The sequence below is a fragment of the Microbacterium sp. GXF6406 genome (assembly GCF_054798215.1).
In genome coordinates, this window is the sequence record NZ_JBSJZH010000006.1 from 25,356 (window position 1) to 41,299 (window position 15,944).

Below are 15,944 nucleotides of genomic sequence, written 5' to 3' on the forward strand. Positions count from 1 at the left end.
GTCTCCTTCATGTGCTGTCGTGCAGGGGTCAGTGGGTCAGAAGCTTGGAGAGGAAGTCCTTGGCGCGGTCGGTCTTCGGGTTCGTGAAGAACTCCTCCGGCGTCTCCTCCTCGATGATGCGGCCGTCGGCCATGAAGACGACGCGATCCGCCGCCTTGCGCGCGAAGCCCATCTCATGGGTCACGACGACCATCGTCATGCCCTCCTTCGCCAGCTGCACCATCACATCGAGGACCTCGTTGATCATCTCGGGGTCAAGGGCGCTGGTCGGCTCGTCGAAGAGCATGACCTTCGGATGCATCGCCAGAGCACGCGCGATCGCGACGCGCTGCTGCTGGCCGCCGGAGAGCTGGGCGGGGAGCTTCGACGCCTGCTGGTCGACCCCGACGCGCGTCAGCAGCTCGTGGGCCTCCTTCTCGGCATCCGCCTTCTTCAGCCCGCGCACCTTGATCGGTCCGAGCGTCACGTTCTCGAGGATCGTCAGGTGCGCGAACAGGTTGAACGACTGGAACACCATTCCGACATCGGCACGCAGACGCGCCAGCGCCTTGCCCTCGGCCGGGATCTCCGCGCCGTCGATCGTGATGGATCCGCTCGTGATCGTCTCAAGACGGTTGATCGTTCGGCACAGCGTCGACTTGCCCGAGCCCGACGGCCCGATCACGACGACGACCTCGCCGCGATTGACCGTGAGGTCGATATCGGTCAGCGCCTGGAAATCGCCGTAGTGCTTCTGGACGTTGTCGACGACGACAAGGGGTGCACCAGTCTCGGTCATGCCCCCACCATAGGAGCACGAGGCCCCCTGGGCCAGAGTCAGCCCATGCGGGTTATCGAGTTGTAACCGAGAGGCGAGCTGTCTCGATCAACGCGCGGCGATCAGCGGAACGGACTCAGCCCGCATCGCCGGCGCGCTGAGTGAACGCGCTCTCGTACAGGCAAACGCTCGCGGCCGTCGCGAGGTTCAACGACTCGGCCTTGCCGAAGATCGGCAATCGCAGCACATGGTCGGCCAGCTCCAGCGCGGAATCCTCCAGGCCATGGGCCTCATTCCCGAACAACCAACCGGTCGGGCCGGACAGCACGCCCTCGGCCCGAGCCGCGAGCAGGTCATCGCCCTTGACGTCGGCTGCGAGGATCGACAATCCGGCCTCATGCGCACGGCGCACGACGTCGTCGAGATCCGCACCCACCGCGATCGGGAGGTGGAAGAGCGAACCGGTCGTCGATCGGACGACCTTCGGGTTGTAGGGATCGACCGTGCGTCCCGTCAGGATCACGGCGTCGGCACCCGCGGCATCCGCCGCTCGGATGATCGTTCCGAGGTTCCCCGGATCGCGGATCTCCTCGCAGATCGCGACGAGACGAGGGCGCTCCGCAAAGATGTCCGCCACGGAAACGGGCGTCTGCCGTGCCACGGCGATGACGCCCTGCGGGGTGACGGTATCCGCCATGGCGCCGAGGACGTCGTCCGTGACGAACTCGACCTCGATGCCGTTCGCCCGCGCGGCGCCGTGCAGATCGATGTGCCGGTCCCACCCCGCGCTCGTCGCGAACAGTTCGACGACGGCATCTGGGCTGTAGCCCAACGCCTCGCGAACCGCTTGCGGTCCTTCGAGGAGGAACAGTCCGCGCTCCGTCCGCGCACTGCGCTTGGACAGCTTGGCGACGGCACGGACTCGCGGGGATCGAGGATTCTCCAGCACGTTCTCAGTCTAGGGATGATGCCCGATAATGCGGAAACGGGCGCCTCCCCGAAGGGAGACGCCCATTTCTGTGAAGGATGCTTACGCAGCCGACTTCGGAGCGTTGACGTCCGAAGGCAGAGCCTTCTTGGCGACCTCGACGAGGGCCACGAAAGTCGTGGGCTCGTTCACCGCGAGCTCGGCAAGCATGCGACGGTCGACCTGGACACCGGCAAGACCGAGGCCCTGGATGAAGCGGTTGTACGTGATGCCGTTCTGGCGGGCAGCAGCGTTGATGCGCTGGATCCACAGACGACGGAAGTCGCCCTTGCGCTTGCGGCGGTCACGGTACGAGTAGACCAGCGAGTGGATGACCTGCTCTTTGGCCTTGCGGTAGAGGCGCGAACGCTGACCACGGTAGCCGGAGGCGCGCTCGAGGATGACGCGACGCTTCTTGTGGGCGTTTACCGCCCGCTTGACTCTTGCCATTTTCCTGTATTCCTATTCGTGCGTTCGGGCGCTCAGCCGCGACCGAGAAGCTTGTTGGCGACCTTGGAGTCGGCCTTCGACAGCACCTGGTCCTGGTTCAGACGACGGGTGCGGCGGCTCGACTTGTGCTCGAGGTTGTGGCGCATCCCTGCCTGCTGCTTCTTCAGCTTGCCGCTACCGGTGAGCTTGAAGCGCTTCTTAGCACCCGAGTGGGTCTTCTGCTTCGGCATCTTCTCTTCCTTCGTATGGCGCCTTCTCAGGCGACGTTGTCAGCCCGCAGTGCGGGAGTCTTCGGGGCGGGTGTCACTCCGCCGGTGCGGCTTCGGCCTCTCCGGCCGAGCTGTCGTTGCGGGCGCCCTGCTTGGTAGCACGCTGCGCATCGCGCACGGCGTTCTGCTCGGCCTTCGCCTCGGACTTGTTCTTCAGCGGCGCGACGACCATGACCATGTTGCGACCATCGATCGTGGGGTTCGACTCGACCGTGCCGAACTCGGCGACGTCCTCGGCGAACTTGCGCAGCAGACGAACGCCCTGCTCGGGCTTCTGCTGCTCACGGCCGCGGAACAGGATCATGGCCTTGACCTTGTCGCCCGACTTCAGGAAGCCCTCGGCGCGCTTGAGCTTCGTCGTGTAGTCGTGCGCCTCGATCTTCAGGCGGAAGCGGACTTCCTTGAGGATCGTGTTCGCCTGGTTGCGGCGAGCTTCCTTCGCCTTCTGGGCGGCCTCGTACTTGAACTTGCCGTAATCCATGATCTTGACCACGGGCGGCTTCGAGTTGGGGGCAACCTCGACGAGGTCGAGATCGGCTTCCTGCGCAAGGCGCAGCGCGGCCTCGATGCGGACGACGCCGATCTGCTCACCCGCGGGGCCGACGAGGCGGACCTCGGGGACGCGGATGCGCTCATTGGTACGGGGATCGCTGATGCGGAGCTCCTTAGACGATGGGATTCGGCCTCCGCGACGCTGACTGCATCACGGGCGAAATCGGAATCGCCCCACACCCGCCGACGCTCAGACATCGGCTTCGCACCCTGACCACCGGACATCGTCCGATCTGCCGGCGGGAACCGGCGGAGTGCAAGACCCGGTAGCCTGGAACGGCAAGCGCGGGTGGGAAGTGAATCCTCTTTCAGTTCGGAGCACGACGCTCCGAAGCCCGACAAAGTCTAACAGAAGGCAAGGCAAAGTGACGATTCCGCATCAGGATGACACCCCCGACGAGCGCCACGAGCGCTGGCAGCAGCAGGAGGAGGCCGCAGCGGCGGCCACCCGCGACATCGCCGACGTTCCCGCCGTCGAGGTGATCACCACCGCAGCCGTGCACCTCATGAGCGCCGCGGCCGTGAAGACGGGCCTCGCCCATGACCCCGACAATGAGCTCGACCTCGACGAGGCGCGAAAGCTCATCAATGCCCTCGCCGGGCTCATCACGGCCGGCGCGCCCGAGATCAGCGACATGCATGCGCGCTCGCTGCGCGACGGCCTGCGATCGCTGCAGCTCGCTTTCCGCGAAGCATCCGCCATTCCCGACCCGATCGGCAAGGGTCCGGGCGAGAAGTGGACCGGCCCGGTCAACTGACGGGCCTCGACGCCCCCGACCTGCAGAACAGGGCTCATCCCTCGGGATGAGCCCTGTTCTGCAGATCAACGTCAGCTTGCGCGGCGCAGCTTCACCGTCAACGAGTCCGCGAGCACGGCGATACGATCGTCTGCCGCCCAGCGCTGCGCGAGACGGGCCAGGACGGCATCGAGCGTCTCACGCTCGAGCCCATCCGCGAGGTCGAGGATCACGACCAGCTCCGGGCCGTGCAGACGAGCATCCGGGTCCCCTGCTGCGACCGCGACATCGATCACGGCCAACTCGTGCCCGATGCTCTCCTGCAGCGCGAGGAAGACCTCGGGAGACAGGAAGCTCGGCTCCCACGACTGCCCCTGGGCCAGGGCCCAGACCGCAGGACGCCGGATGACGAACTCGGTTTCGCTCGTCGGGTCCAGAACGATGAGGTCGGTGCCCTCTGAAGACGCCGATAGTGCGACACGCACCGCCTCGACCGGGATCGGCCGCGCTTTCGGATCCCATTCCTGCATGGCCTCCACCGACGAGAACACGGGCTGCACCGTGCGCCCATCCGGCGCAGCGACCGTCACGATCGACAGCTCCTGCGTCTTGTCGACGAGGAGGCCCGTGGGTCCCACGCCCTCATCGCCGCGCTCGGCGATCAGGGGGATGAGAACGCGTGCTCCGCGGAAGGCGTCCACGACCTCCGCCTGGCTCCCGGAACCCGCGCGGAAGCGCGTCAGCGCGTCGAGCAGCGCAGGGTCGGCCGAGCCGTCATCCGTTGAATGCGGATTCGGTTCGAAGCTGCGCCCTTCCCAGGGCACCCCGGCGGAATCGCCGTGGTTGCCATGGTCGCAGGCGTCAGTCCCCTGCGACATCCAGGGCCTCGGCCAGTGTGAACGCGCCCGCGTAGAGGGCCTTGCCGACGATCGCGCCCTCGACACCCAGGTGCACGAGCTCTCGGAGAGCGGCGATGTCATCGAGGTTGGAGACGCCGCCCGAGGCGATGACCGGCTTCGGGGTGCGTGCAGTCACCTCGCGGAGCAGCTCGATGTTCGGGCCGCGGAGCGTGCCGTCCTTCGTGACGTCGGTGACGACATACCGGCTGCAGCCGGCGTCTTCGAGGCGGGCGAGCACCTCCCAGAGGTCGCCGCCCTCCTTCGTCCAGCCGCGGGCGGCGAGCGTCGTTCCGCGCACATCCAGACCGACCGCCACGGCCTCGCCGTAGCGTGCGATCACATCGGCGGACCACTCGGGGTTCTCGAGCGCCGCGGTGCCGAGGTTGATGCGACTCGCGCCGCTCTCCAGGGCCGCCTCGATGCTCGCATCATCGCGGATGCCGCCCGAGAGCTCGATGTTCACACCCTTGAACTGCTTGATGACCTTGCGCAGGATCGCCGTGTTGTTGCCACGGCCGAAGGCTGCGTCGAGGTCGACGAGGTGGATCCACTCGGCTCCCTGGTCGACCCACTCGCCCGCGGCATCCAACGGATCGCCGTAGCTGGTCTCGGAACCGGCCTCGCCCTGCGTGAGACGGACGGCCTGGCCGCCGGCGACATCGACCGCCGGCAGAAGGGTGAGCTTGGGCGTGGACGCGAAATCGTTCATGTCATCCTCAGGTGGGTGAAGTGCGCCGATCGAGGTGCACGGAATCCGAGACTAGCCCGGCGGGGTTCAGGGTTCAAAACGGCGACGACTCATTGAGACCGCCACCTCGGCTCAGAGGCTGTCGACCCAGTTCTTGAGAAGACGGATGCCCGCCGCACCGGACTTCTCCGGGTGGAACTGGGTCGCCGACAGCGGACCGTTCTCGACCGCGGCGAGGAACGGGTCTCCGTACGTCGTCCAGGTGAGCTGAGGCTTCGGGAACGGCGGGATGACGTCGAGCTCCCACTTTTGCGCCGCGTAGGAGTGCACGAAGTAGAAGCGCTCCTCCTCCAGGCCGCGGAACAGGATGCTGCCGGCATCCGGGGTCACCGTGTTCCAGCCCATGTGCGGCAGCACCGGCGCGTTGAGCTCGGTGACGGCCCCCGGCCATTCGCCGAGACCGGCGACGTCCTGGCCGCGCTCCACGCCGTGCTCGAACATCACCTGCATGCCGACGCAGACGCCGAGGACCTTGCGCCCTCCCGCCAGACGCCGCTCGATGATCTCGTCGCCGCCCTTCGCGATGAGAGCCTCGCGCACGGCCGCGAACGCTCCGACGCCGGGGACGAACAGCCCATCGGCTTCGAGCGCAGCGGTGCGGTCGCCCGTGAGGACCGCATCCGCGCCTGCGGCGATCAATGCCTTGACCGCTGAATGGACGTTCCCCGAGTCGTAGTCGTAGACCACGACGGTCGGGCGGCGGGTCACAGGGCTCCCTTGGTCGAGGGGATGCCCTCGACCAGCGGGTCCAGAGCCTTCGCCTGACGGAACGCGCGGGCGAAGGCCTTGAACTCGGCCTCGGCGATGTGGTGCGGGTCGCGACCGCCGAGAACGCGCACGTGCACGGTCAACCCCGCGTGGAACGTCAGCGCCTCGAAGACGTGGCGCACGAGCGAGCCGGTGAAGTGTCCGCCGATCAGGTGCATCTCGAAGCCTGCGGGCTCGCCGGAGTGCACGAGGAAGGGACGTCCGCTGATGTCGACGACGGCCTGGGCGAGCGCCTCGTCCAGCGGGACGAGGGCATCTCCGTAGCGGGAGATTCCCGATTTGTCGCCGAGGGCCTCGCGGATCGCCTGCCCCAGCACGATCGCGGTGTCCTCCACCGTGTGGTGGGCATCGATGTGGGTATCTCCCGTGGCGCGGACCGTGAGGTCCGTGAGCGAATGCTTCGCGAACGCCGTCAGCATGTGATCGAAGAAGGGCACCGAGGTGTCGATGTCGCTGCGGCCGGTGCCGTCAAGGTTGACGGTGACCTCGACGGTCGACTCGGAGGTGTGTCGGCCGCGGGTCGCGATACGGGAAGCACTCATGAGGCTGATTCTACCGACGCCAGCGCGTCGAGGAACGCCGTCGTCTCGGCCTCGGTGCCCGCCGTCACGCGCAGGTGGTTCGGGATGCCGACATCACGGACGAGGACGCCCCGATCGTACAGCGCCTGGAACGTCGCCCTCGGGTGCTCCACCCCGCCGAAGAGCACGAAGTTCGACCAGGACTCGTGCGGCCGGTAACCCAGCGCCTCGAGCGTCGCCGTGATGCGATCGCGCTGCTGGACGATCTCATCGACCATCCCGAGCATGGTGTCGGCATTGCGCAGCGCGGCGACCGCGGCCGCCTGCGTGAGGGCGCTGAGGTGGTAGGGCAGGCGCACGAGGCGAAGCGCATCGATGAAGGCGGGGTCTGCGGCGAGGTACCCCACCCGGGCACCGGCGAAGGCGAATGCCTTGCTCATCGTGCGCGAGATCGCGAGGCGGGGACGCCCCTCCAGGAGGCTCAGCGCCGAGACGGCGTCACGCGACGCGAATTCCCAGTACGCCTCGTCGACGACGACGACGCCACGGGATGCCGCATAGACGGCCTCGACGACGTCGAGGCCGAGCGGGGTTCCCGTCGGGTTGTTCGGACGGCACAGCAGCACGATGTCGGGATCGTGCATCTCGACCTGCGCGGCGGCCTCTTCCGGCGTGATGGTGTAATCATCGCGCCGCTCCCCCGCGACCCAGCGGGCGCCCGTTCCTTGAGCCAGCAACGGGTACATCGAGTAGGTCGGCCCGAAACCGAACACCGTGCGATCGGGGCCGCCGAAGGCCTGCATTATGTGCTGGAGCACCTCGTTGGAGCCGTTGCCCGCCCAGATCTGCGCAGCATCCAGGCCATGCCCGAGGTATCCGGCGAATGCCTCGCGCAGCGCCGTGAACTCGCGGTCGGGGTAGCGGTTGACATCACGCAGAGCGACGGCGATGTCATCGAGGATTTCACTCGCAACCGCGTCAGGAACCGGATGCGTGTTCTCGTTGACGTTCAGCGCGACAGGCAGCGGGGCCTGCGGAGCACCGTAGGGGGTGAGTCCGCGAAGATCGTCGCGGAGGGGCAGGTCGTCGAGTGAAGCAGTCACCCTTCCATGCTACGGGGAGATCAATTCGAGTACTGCGCGGGAATCGCGATCCGCTCGCCGACCTGGACCGCCCCGTTGCTGCGGACATTCAGACGCTGGATCTCATCGATCACGATACGCGGGTCGACACCCGGCGCCACGGACTCGGCCACCGACCACAGGGTATCGCCCGGCAGGATCGTCACCATCTCGAACCCCGTCGCCGGCGAGGACTCACCCGAGGCGAGCGCCGAGCCCCCGCTGAGCGCGACGAGACCAACGACGGCCGCCAGCGGAACTGCGGCGAGCCCGAGCAGCACAGCTCGGCCGCGCGCGGTCAGACGCAGCCGCGTCGTCGCGCGCACGGGGCTGATGACCGGGGCACTGATGCTGGTGCTGCTCATGAGTTTGTCTCCTCTGCCTGTGGACGCAGTGTTCGCATTCACCGCTCGGCCGGGAGCGGTGAATGCGAAGCTACGTTCCGAACTTATCTTCGAATTCGAATGGATGTCAAGGATTATTCGAAAACCCGGCATCCGATTCGAGGACACGCTCGAACAGATATTCCGAATCGGGGCGAATCTCCGCTACGGTTCTCGATAACGAGACCCCACCACGGGCCGCAGACATTCGAAGAGCACCGCCGGAACCGCGCACCAAGGAGCATGCATGAGCGACATCGCCGTCCCCGACCCCGAGGCCGGACGCACCCGTCGTCGCAAGAGTCTCAGTGCCAAGCAGATGGCGATCCTCGAAGTCATCCAGTCCTCGATCGCGACGAACGGCTACCCGCCGAGCATGCGCGAGATCGGCGACGCCGTCGGCCTCAAGTCGCTCTCGAGCGTCACCCATCAGCTCGGCCAGCTCGAGCTGAGCGGGTACCTGCGCCGCGATCCCGGAAAGACCCGTGCGATGGAGGTCCTGATCGATCTCCCCGGTCAGAGCGGCGAGAATCCGGCGGATGCCTCGACCCCCGTCGGCGACGCTGCCATGGTGCCCCTGGTCGGGCGCATCGCCGCAGGCGTCCCGATCACGGCGGACCAGCAGGTCGAGGAGATCTTCCCCCTCCCCCGCCAACTCGTGGGCAAGGGCGACCTCTTCATGCTCAAGGTCTCCGGGGAGTCGATGATCGACGCGGCGATCTGCGACGGCGACTGGGTCGTCGTGCGCACCCAGTCGACCGCCGAGAACGGCGAGATCGTGGCGGCGATGCTCGACGGCGAGGCGACGGTGAAGACCTTCCGACAGCGCGACGGCCACACCTGGCTCCTGCCCAGGAACTCCTCCTTCGAGCCGATCCTCGGCGATGACGCGGTCGTCCTCGGCAAGGTCGTCGCGGTGATGCGAGCCGTCTGACCGCTCACCGGCCCCGCTCTCCGAGCGGGTGTCGGCGGTCCGGCCTAGGCTCGTGTCATGCCTCAGCCGTACGGAACCTGGTCCTCACCCTTCCACGCCGCCGATATCGCCGCGGCATCGCCCAAGCTCGACGGGTCGCGCTTCGTCGCCGGTGAGATCTGGTGGGGCGAGTCCGTTCCGTCCGAGGGCGGACGGATGAGCGTTCGCAGCTCGAACGGTTGCGAGATCCTGCCCGCGCCGTGGAGCGCGCGATCCCGCGTGCACGAGTACGGCGGCGGGGCATGGACCGCCTCCTCCGATGGCACGCTGTTCTTCGTCGAGGCGACCACGCAGCAGGTCATGAGCCTGACGACGGGTGATTCGCCGATGCCGCTCACCGCGCCCGGACCCCATCACGGCGGGCTGGTCTGGCAACAGGGACGACTGTTCGCGGTGCGCGAGGATCTCTCGCGGGACCCCCATCGACGGGGCATCATCGAGATCCCGACGGACGGGTCGGCGTCCGAGAACCCCGGCGCTCTCCGCATCATCGCCGAGGGTCGATCGTTCTTCGCGCACCCCGCGCTCTCATCCGATGGGCGGCGCATCGCCTACGTCGAGTGGAGCGGCCTCCAGATGCCGTGGCAGCGGGCCTCACTGCGCGTGCGGTCTCTCGAGTCCGACGAGACCTTCTCCATCGGTACCCGCGCCGCGCTGCAGCCGACCTGGATCGACGATGACGAGGTCGTCTATCTCGACGACCGGCCGATCATCGGGAACGGCATCGACGGCCCGGCGCGATGGAGCCTTCATCGAGTGGCGATCGATGCCACCGGCGCCGCAGGCCCCGCGCGGATGATCGCGCCCGCCGATGCCGATACCGGTTATGGCCTCTGGGTTCTTGGAAACCGCTGGTACCAGCGGCTCGCGGACGACCGCATCGTCGCTGTGCGCACCAACGGCGCGGACGAGGTCGTGGTGATCGCCAGCGATGGCTCGATCCGCGCACTCGAGGTCCCCGCCACCGGGCACGTGAGCGTGGACCACGCGGATGGAACGCGCGTACTGCTCTCCGGCGGCGGCGCCTCCGCTCGCGCCGGCGTATGGTCCGTCGATGTCGACTCCGGCGAGGTCACGACGATCGCCGGGGGCTCGCCCGCGGATCCGGCGTGGATGCCGCCGGCCATCGCCCGCACCTTCGCCGGACCGAACGGTCCCGTGCACGCGTTCGACTACGCGCCGGCTAACCCTGAGGCATCCGCACCTAGCGGCGACCTTCCGCCATACATCGTCTTCGTACATGGCGGGCCCACTGCCCACGTCTCGGGTGCGGCGTCCGCCGCGTTCGCCTACTACACGAGCCGGGGCATCGGTGTCCTCGACGTGAACTACGGCGGCTCAACCGGTTACGGCCGCGCCTACCGGGAGCGCCTCGACGGCCAGTGGGGCATCGCGGATGTCGACGACGTGCTCGCCGCGGCACGGGGACTCGCTGAAGCGGGTCTTGCCGATCCCGACCGGATCGCGATCCGCGGCGGCTCCGCGGGCGGATGGACGGTGCTGTCGGCACTCGTGCGCGGCGGGGTCTTCGCCGCCGGGATCAGCCGGTACGGGGTGGCCGATCTGCGTATGCTGGCCGAAGACAGCCACGACTTCGAGAAGCACTACATCTCGGGCCTTGTCGGTCCGCTTCCGCAGGCCGAGCAGCTCTACATCGACCGATCCCCACTCACGCACGCCGATCGTATCGATGTGCCCGTGCTGCTGCTGCAGGGCGCGGACGACCGGGTCGTGCCGGCTTCGCAGTCCGAGGCGATCCGCGATGCGCTCGCCGAACGCGACATCGACCACGAGTACGTGCTCTACCCCGGCGAGGGGCACGGCTTCCGTCGTGCCGAGACTGTCGTCGACTCCATGGAGCGCGAACTGACGTTCCTCGGTCGGGTGTTCGGGTTCACACCGGAGTTGTGAGCTTCACTCCCCCATGCGGTTGCGCAGCCGCATGGCGCGCTCGGCCTCGCGGGTGTCCTGCCGCTCGCGCAGCGTCTGGCGCTTGTCGTACTCTCGCTTGCCCTTCGCGAGTGCGATCTCGACCTTGGCGCGTCCATCGGAGAAGTAGAGCTTCATCGGGACGAGAGTGTAACCGCCGGCCTGCACCGCGTGCTCCAGCTTCTGGATCTCCTCGCGGTGCATGAGGAGTTTGCGCACCCGCTTGGCGGAGTGGTTCGTCCAGTGCCCCTGCGAGTACTCCGGGATGTGCACGGAATCGAGGAAGATCTCGTTGCCCTTGATGAAGGCGTATCCATCGGAGAGATTCGCGCGCCCCTGACGCAGTGATTTGACCTCGGTGCCGGTGAGCACCATTCCCGCCTCGTACGACTTCTCGATGGTGTAGTCGTGACGTGCGCGACGATTGGTCGCGATGACCTTCTCCCCGCGTTCCCTGGGCATGATGCTCTCCTGTTTTCCGTCGTACAGCCAGCCCTCAACCCTATAACAGGGCGGATGCTACGTGCGCAGCCACCGGCGGATCGCGAAGCCCGCGGACAGCGCCGCCAGCACGATGCCGATACCCATGAGGATCGGCACGACGATGACCGCGTCCTGCATCGACACCCATGTCGTGATGAAGGGGACGCGCCCCCGGAGGTATCCGTCGACGCCGAAGTGCATGCCGGCGATGATCGCGGCGCTCGCGAGGGCGGATCCGAGGAATGCGGCGAACACGCCTTCGAGCACGAAGGGGGTCTGGATGAAGCGGTTGGATGCTCCGACCAGACGCATGATGCCGATCTCTTTGCGCCGCGCATAGGCCGAAAGTCGAATGGTCGTCGCGATCAGGAGAATCGCTGCGATCAGCATGAGCACGGCGATTCCGACGGCGATGTAGGTCGCCACGGTCAGCGCGGAGAACAGCGGGTCGAGGTACTGCAGCTGGTCACTGACGTCTTCGACGCCGTTGATGCCGGCGAACGCCTCGACGATCACCTGGGATTGCTCCGGGTCCTTGAGCGTCACATAGAAGCTCTCGGACACCTGCTCCTCGGTGAGGATCCCGGCCTGCTCCTCACCGAGCAACTCGGTGATGTTCGCGTAGGCCTCGGATCGGTCCTCGAAGCGGACGTTGCTGATGAGGGAGCCGAGCGCATCGCCCTCGAGCTCGGCGCGGACCTGCTCGACCTGATCGTCGGTGGCCGCGCCGTCCAGGCAGGTCTCCCCGCTCGACACCGTCGAGCACATCGAGATCGATACCTGCGCGCGCTCGGTCCAGTAGGCGCGCATCGTGCTGATCTGCCCCTGCATGAGGATCGCGGCGCCAACGAACGTGAGCGAGACGAATGTCACGAGCACGACGGAGATCACCATCGAGATGTTGCGTCGAAGACCCCCGAGGGCCTCCATGAGAATCAGTCCCGCTCTCATGAGGTCGGCCCCACTTCGTCTTCTCCGGCAGCATCGGCCAGCCCCAGGCGATCGGCAACGCCCAGCTCGGCGACGTCGACCTCGGGGAGCACGATCGGATGCGTGCTGGGAGTCCTGTTCATCTCGGCGATGCGCTCGGCTGTGAGCGGCTCGAGCGTCTCGGTCTCGCGCTGCACCTCCTGCACGGCGCTGAGAGCGGCCGTCGCTGCGGCACCGCGCTCCTGCTCCGGGACGAGCCGAGGGATCATCGAGCGGTCGCCGTAGCCGCCATGGGTCTCATCGCGCACCATCTCACCGTGCTTGAGCTCGATGACGCGGCGCTGCATCTGGTCGACGAAGGCCGCTTCGTGAGTCGCCATGACCACGGTCGTCCCGCCGGCGTTGATGCGGGCGAGCAGCTGCATGATGTCGACGGACGTCGCGGGGTCGAGGTTTCCGGTCGGCTCGTCCGCGAGCAGCAGCTGCGGCCGGTTGACGAGGGCACGGGCGATCGCGACGCGCTGCTGCTCACCGCCGGAGAGCTCATGCGGCATCCGCTTCTCCTTGCCCGCGAGCCCGACAAGCGCGAGAGCCTCCGGCACCGCCTGCGAGATGAACCCGCGCGAGGAACCGGTCACCTGCAGGGTGAAGGCGACGTTCTGGAAGACCGTCTTGGACGGCAGAAGCCGGAAATCCTGGAAGACCGAGCCGATGTTGCGTCGGAAGTACGGCACCTTGCGATTCGCGAGCGATCGCAGATCGCGCCCGAGGACGGCGACCCGCCCCGACGTGGGCACATCTTCGCGGAGGATGAGCCGGAGGCAGGAGGATTTACCCGAACCTGACGCACCGACGAGGAAGACGAATTCGCCCCGCTGGATCTCGAAGTCGACCCCGGAGAGGGCCGGTCTCTTCGTCCCGCGGTAGCGCTTGGTGACGTTCTCGAACCGAATCATGGCGTATCGAGCCTAAGCGGGCGTGCCCGCGCAGCGGCGAGCGACACCCCAGGGCGAATCAGTCGTCGTCGTCGCGACGCTTGCGCCAGCGGATTCCGGCGGAGATGAAGTCGTCCAGCGCACCATCGAAGACAGCGGCGGGGTTGCCGTGCTCGTGGCCCGTGCGCAGGTCCTTGACGAGCTGCTGGCCGTAGAGGAAGTAGGAGCGCATCTGATCGCCCCAGCTCGCCGTGATGTTTCCGGCGAGCTCCTTCTTCTTCGCGGCCTCTTCTTCCTTCTGCAGCAGGAGCAGCCGGGTCTGGAGGACGCGCATGGCGGCCGCACGGTTCTGGATCTGCGACTTCTCGTTCTGCATCGACACGACGATGCCGGTCGGCAGGTGCGTCAGGCGCACGGCGGAGTCGGTGGTGTTGACCGACTGACCGCCGGGTCCGGAGGAGCGGAAGACATCGACCCGGATGTCGTTCTCGGGGATCTCGACCTCGGTGGCCTCCTCCATGAGAGGAATGACCTCGACGGCCGCGAAGCTGGTCTGGCGCTTGTCCGCGGAGCCGAACGGGCTGATGCGCGCGAGGCGGTGCGTGCCGGCTTCGACCGAGAGCGTGCCGAAGGCGTACGGCGCGTCGACCTCGAAGGTGGCGGACTTGATTCCGGCGCCTTCGGCGTACGAGATGTCCATGACCTTGGTGGGGTACTTGTGGTGCTCGGCCCAGCGCAGGTACATGCGCATGAGGATCTCGGCGAAGTCTGTGGCGTCATCGCCGCCGGCGCCCGAGCGGATCGTGATGATCGCGCTGCGATCGTCGTACTCGCCGTCGAGGAGGGTCTGCACCTCGAGGTTGTTGATGACCTCGGTGAGAGCGGCGAGTTCGGCGCGCGCCTCGGCGGCGGAGTCCTCGTCCTCCATCTCGTTGGCGAGCTCGATGAGCACATCGAGGTCGTCGAGACGGCGCTCGATGTCGGTGACGCGCTTGAGCTCGGACTGGCGGTGGCTGAGCGCGCTCGTCACCTTCTGAGCCTTTTCGGGGTCGTCCCAGAGGTCGGGCGCGCCCGCTTCCTCGCTGAGACGGGCGATGTCGGCGGTGAGTCGCGGAACATCGACGACCTCACGGATGTCGCCGAAGGTGTGCTTGAGCGCCTGGATGTCGGCGGAGAGATCGAGTTCGAGCATGGCAGTTCAGCCTACCGCGGATCTCCGGGCATCCGCTGTACGACCGCGCGGTAGCGTGGGCCGGGTGAGCAATGCGTCGAGGGTCCTGCGCCAGTTCGGTCCGATGGTGTACCTGCCCACCGTGCTCTTCTCCCTCGGCGAGGGGGCGGTCCTCCCCCTGATCCCGGTGATCGCGGCGAACATGGGCGCGGATGTCGCATCCGCTGCTCTCGTCGCCTCGGCTCTCGTCGTCGGACAGCTGTGCGGGAACATCCCCGCCGGTTGGGCGGTCGCGCGCATCGGCGAGCGGTTCACGATGGTGGTCGCCGGCATCATCTCCATGGTCGCGGTCATCGGGATGGCTCTCGCCCCGGTCATCGCGGTGTTCGCCGTCGCCGTTTTCGTCCTCGGGTTCTGCGCCGCGGCCTTCGGCCTCGCCCGGCACGCGTTCATGACGACCCGGGTGCCGTTGGCGTTCCGCGCCCGTTCGCTGTCGCTGCTGGGCGGCAGCTTCCGCCTCGGCATCTTCATCGGCCCCTTCGTCACGGCGGCGCTGCTGCAGATCTTCGGAGACGAGCATGCGGCGATCTGGTTCTTCCTCCTCTGCCTCGCGGCGATGGTCGCGCTCGTCCTCCTCGGCCCGGACCCCGAACGCACCAACCCGGAGATCCCGGTTTCATCCGCGCTCGCGGAAGACACCGGAGAGGCCGTGACCGGATCGATCCCGACGCTCGAGCGAACCGGGGTGCTGCGAACCATGTGGCGCCATCGCGGGGTCCTCGGCCGGCTCGGCGCCGCGGCGGCCTGCCTGTCGGCGGTGCGCTCGGCCCGTCAGGTCGTGCTCCCGCTGTGGGGCATCTCGCTCGGGCTCGATGCGCAGACCATCGCGCTCGTGGTGGGCGTCTCCGGAGCGATCGACTTCGCGCTCTTCTACGCCAGTGGTCAGGTGATGGACCGCTTCGGTCGTCTGTGGGCGGCGATGCCGGCCATGGTGCTGATGGGCACCGGGTTCCTCGCCCTCGCCTTCACTCACGACGGCGACAGCGCCGTCCTCTGGTTCGGGATGCTGGCGGCGGTGCTCGGCGTCGGCAACGGCCTCTCCAGCGGCATCCTGCTCACCCTCGGCGCGGATGTCGCCCCGAAACGGCATCCTGCGGCCTTCCTCGGCTCGTGGCGCACGCTGACGGATGCCGGCGGCGCCATCGCGCCCCTCATCGTCTCCGGAGTGACCGCGATGGCCTCGCTGTCGATCGCCTCCGGTGTCGTGGGCCTGATCGGGCTTCTCGGCGCCGCGGGGTTCGTCCGGTGGATCCCCCGCTTCAGCCCTCCTCCCGGGCGCTCCGAGGACTGA

General features: G+C 67.4%; 19 protein-coding genes. 4 read left to right on the forward strand and 15 right to left on the reverse strand.

Annotated elements, in window-relative coordinates:
• Positions 1-28: 28 nt before the first annotated feature.
• The 5 genes from ACWAUG_RS05170 to infC all read right to left on the reverse strand — a co-directional run bounded on the left by ACWAUG_RS05170 (position 29) and on the right by infC (position 3,122).
• Complete coding sequence (locus ACWAUG_RS05170) at positions 29-778, reverse strand: amino acid ABC transporter ATP-binding protein (protein WP_298040297.1); 750 nt, start codon at positions 776-778, stop codon at positions 29-31.
• A gap of 115 nt (positions 779-893) precedes the next feature.
• The gene (locus ACWAUG_RS05175; RefSeq protein ID WP_298040295.1) at positions 894-1,706 is read right to left on the reverse strand and encodes a TrmH family RNA methyltransferase; all 813 of its coding nucleotides are present in this window, start codon (positions 1,704-1,706) and stop codon (positions 894-896) included.
• 81 nt (positions 1,707-1,787) lie between these two features.
• Positions 1,788-2,174, reverse strand: coding sequence for a 50S ribosomal protein L20 (gene rplT, locus ACWAUG_RS05180; RefSeq protein WP_298040293.1), 387 nt, complete (start codon positions 2,172-2,174; stop codon positions 1,788-1,790).
• A 32-nt stretch (positions 2,175-2,206) separates the two neighbouring features.
• Positions 2,207-2,404 (reverse strand): 50S ribosomal protein L35, encoded by a 198-nt coding sequence (gene rpmI / locus ACWAUG_RS05185; protein WP_147037565.1) that lies wholly within the window; start codon positions 2,402-2,404, stop codon positions 2,207-2,209.
• A 73-nt stretch (positions 2,405-2,477) separates the two neighbouring features.
• The gene (gene infC, locus ACWAUG_RS05190) at positions 2,478-3,122 is read right to left on the reverse strand and encodes a translation initiation factor IF-3 (protein WP_366938984.1); all 645 of its coding nucleotides are present in this window, start codon (positions 3,120-3,122) and stop codon (positions 2,478-2,480) included.
• 244 nt (positions 3,123-3,366) lie between these two features.
• Here infC and ACWAUG_RS05195 point away from each other — a divergent pair, with 244 nt between their 5' ends.
• On the forward strand, positions 3,367-3,753 hold the full coding sequence (locus ACWAUG_RS05195; RefSeq protein ID WP_460801802.1) for a DUF1844 domain-containing protein: 387 nt from the start codon (positions 3,367-3,369) through the stop codon (positions 3,751-3,753).
• Between the two features lie 71 nt (positions 3,754-3,824).
• On the opposite strand, the gene ACWAUG_RS05200 is transcribed toward ACWAUG_RS05195, so the two are convergent.
• The 6 genes from ACWAUG_RS05200 to ACWAUG_RS05225 all read right to left on the reverse strand — a co-directional run bounded on the left by ACWAUG_RS05200 (position 3,825) and on the right by ACWAUG_RS05225 (position 8,154).
• Entirely contained in the window at positions 3,825-4,610 is a 786-nt protein-coding gene (locus tag ACWAUG_RS05200; protein WP_298040534.1) for an SseB family protein, read from the reverse strand.
• Positions 4,594-5,340 carry a bifunctional 1-(5-phosphoribosyl)-5-((5-phosphoribosylamino)methylideneamino)imidazole-4-carboxamide isomerase/phosphoribosylanthranilate isomerase PriA gene (priA, locus tag ACWAUG_RS05205; protein ID WP_460801710.1) on the reverse strand — a complete coding sequence of 249 codons (747 nt, stop codon included), beginning with the start codon at positions 5,338-5,340 and terminating at the stop codon, positions 4,594-4,596. Before priA ends, ACWAUG_RS05200 begins: the two co-directional genes overlap by 17 nt.
• Before the next feature lie 111 nt (positions 5,341-5,451).
• Positions 5,452-6,087, reverse strand: coding sequence for an imidazole glycerol phosphate synthase subunit HisH (gene hisH / locus ACWAUG_RS05210; RefSeq protein ID WP_460801712.1), 636 nt, complete (start codon positions 6,085-6,087; stop codon positions 5,452-5,454).
• Positions 6,084-6,689 (reverse strand): imidazoleglycerol-phosphate dehydratase HisB, encoded by a 606-nt coding sequence (gene hisB, locus ACWAUG_RS05215; RefSeq protein ID WP_298040531.1) that lies wholly within the window; start codon positions 6,687-6,689, stop codon positions 6,084-6,086. The genes hisH and hisB overlap by 4 nt, the downstream gene beginning before the upstream one ends.
• Positions 6,686-7,771: a histidinol-phosphate transaminase gene (locus tag ACWAUG_RS05220; protein ID WP_460801714.1), complete on the reverse strand. Its 1,086-nt coding sequence runs from the start codon at positions 7,769-7,771 to the stop codon at positions 6,686-6,688. Before ACWAUG_RS05220 ends, hisB begins: the two co-directional genes overlap by 4 nt.
• Positions 7,772-7,791: 20 nt before the next feature.
• Positions 7,792-8,154, reverse strand: coding sequence for a LysM peptidoglycan-binding domain-containing protein (locus ACWAUG_RS05225; RefSeq protein WP_298040528.1), 363 nt, complete (start codon positions 8,152-8,154; stop codon positions 7,792-7,794).
• Positions 8,155-8,419: 265 nt separating this feature from the next.
• Between ACWAUG_RS05225 and lexA the strand changes: the two genes are divergently transcribed.
• Entirely contained in the window at positions 8,420-9,106 is a 687-nt protein-coding gene (gene lexA / locus ACWAUG_RS05230; RefSeq protein ID WP_298040527.1) for a transcriptional repressor LexA, read from the forward strand.
• A 57-nt stretch (positions 9,107-9,163) separates the two neighbouring features.
• A complete protein-coding gene (locus ACWAUG_RS05235) occupies positions 9,164-11,056 on the forward strand; it encodes an alpha/beta hydrolase family protein (protein ID WP_460801717.1) in 1,893 nt (630 codons plus the stop codon).
• A 3-nt stretch (positions 11,057-11,059) separates the two neighbouring features.
• Here the strand turns inward: ACWAUG_RS05235 and smpB are convergent, their stop codons facing one another.
• Genes smpB through prfB form a run of 4 tightly spaced genes read right to left on the reverse strand, consistent with a single transcriptional unit; the run spans position 11,060 to position 14,614 of the window.
• Positions 11,060-11,536 (reverse strand): SsrA-binding protein SmpB, encoded by a 477-nt coding sequence (gene smpB, locus ACWAUG_RS05240; RefSeq protein WP_298040523.1) that lies wholly within the window; start codon positions 11,534-11,536, stop codon positions 11,060-11,062.
• A 57-nt stretch (positions 11,537-11,593) separates the two neighbouring features.
• A complete protein-coding gene (ftsX, locus tag ACWAUG_RS05245) occupies positions 11,594-12,508 on the reverse strand; it encodes a permease-like cell division protein FtsX (protein WP_298040521.1) in 915 nt (304 codons plus the stop codon).
• Positions 12,505-13,443 (reverse strand): cell division ATP-binding protein FtsE, encoded by a 939-nt coding sequence (gene ftsE / locus ACWAUG_RS05250; protein ID WP_298040519.1) that lies wholly within the window; start codon positions 13,441-13,443, stop codon positions 12,505-12,507. Before ftsE ends, ftsX begins: the two co-directional genes overlap by 4 nt.
• Before the next feature lie 58 nt (positions 13,444-13,501).
• Positions 13,502-14,614, reverse strand: a complete 1,113-nt coding sequence (gene prfB, locus ACWAUG_RS05255; protein ID WP_298040517.1) for a peptide chain release factor 2 — start codon at positions 14,612-14,614, stop codon at positions 13,502-13,504.
• A 103-nt stretch (positions 14,615-14,717) separates the two neighbouring features.
• On the opposite strand from prfB, the gene ACWAUG_RS05260 reads away from it, so the two are divergent.
• Positions 14,718-15,944: an MFS transporter gene (locus ACWAUG_RS05260; protein ID WP_460801803.1), complete on the forward strand. Its 1,227-nt coding sequence runs from the start codon at positions 14,718-14,720 to the stop codon at positions 15,942-15,944.

Bases quoted from the DNA above. Each gene is read 5' to 3' on its own strand.
- ftsX (WP_298040521.1), bottom strand. From the start codon at position 12,508: ATGAGAGCGGGACTGATTCTCATGGAGGCCCTCGGGGGTCTTCGACGC.
- ACWAUG_RS05200 (WP_298040534.1), bottom strand. From the start codon at position 4,610: ATGTCGCAGGGGACTGACGCCTGCGACCATGGCAACCACGGCGATTCC.
- ftsE (WP_298040519.1), bottom strand. From the start codon at position 13,443: ATGATTCGGTTCGAGAACGTCACCAAGCGCTACCGCGGGACGAAGAGA.
- ACWAUG_RS05235 (WP_460801717.1), top strand. From the start codon at position 9,164: ATGCCTCAGCCGTACGGAACCTGGTCCTCACCCTTCCACGCCGCCGAT.
- rplT (WP_298040293.1), bottom strand. From the start codon at position 2,174: ATGGCAAGAGTCAAGCGGGCGGTAAACGCCCACAAGAAGCGTCGCGTC.
- hisB (WP_298040531.1), bottom strand. From the start codon at position 6,689: ATGAGTGCTTCCCGTATCGCGACCCGCGGCCGACACACCTCCGAGTCG.
- lexA (WP_298040527.1), top strand. From the start codon at position 8,420: ATGAGCGACATCGCCGTCCCCGACCCCGAGGCCGGACGCACCCGTCGT.
- rpmI (WP_147037565.1), bottom strand. From the start codon at position 2,404: ATGCCGAAGCAGAAGACCCACTCGGGTGCTAAGAAGCGCTTCAAGCTC.
- ACWAUG_RS05170 (WP_298040297.1), bottom strand. From the start codon at position 778: ATGACCGAGACTGGTGCACCCCTTGTCGTCGTCGACAACGTCCAGAAG.
- smpB (WP_298040523.1), bottom strand. From the start codon at position 11,536: ATGCCCAGGGAACGCGGGGAGAAGGTCATCGCGACCAATCGTCGCGCA.
- prfB (WP_298040517.1), bottom strand. From the start codon at position 14,614: ATGCTCGAACTCGATCTCTCCGCCGACATCCAGGCGCTCAAGCACACC.
- priA (WP_460801710.1), bottom strand. From the start codon at position 5,340: ATGAACGATTTCGCGTCCACGCCCAAGCTCACCCTTCTGCCGGCGGTC.
- ACWAUG_RS05225 (WP_298040528.1), bottom strand. From the start codon at position 8,154: ATGAGCAGCACCAGCATCAGTGCCCCGGTCATCAGCCCCGTGCGCGCG.
- ACWAUG_RS05260 (WP_460801803.1), top strand. From the start codon at position 14,718: ATGGTGTACCTGCCCACCGTGCTCTTCTCCCTCGGCGAGGGGGCGGTC.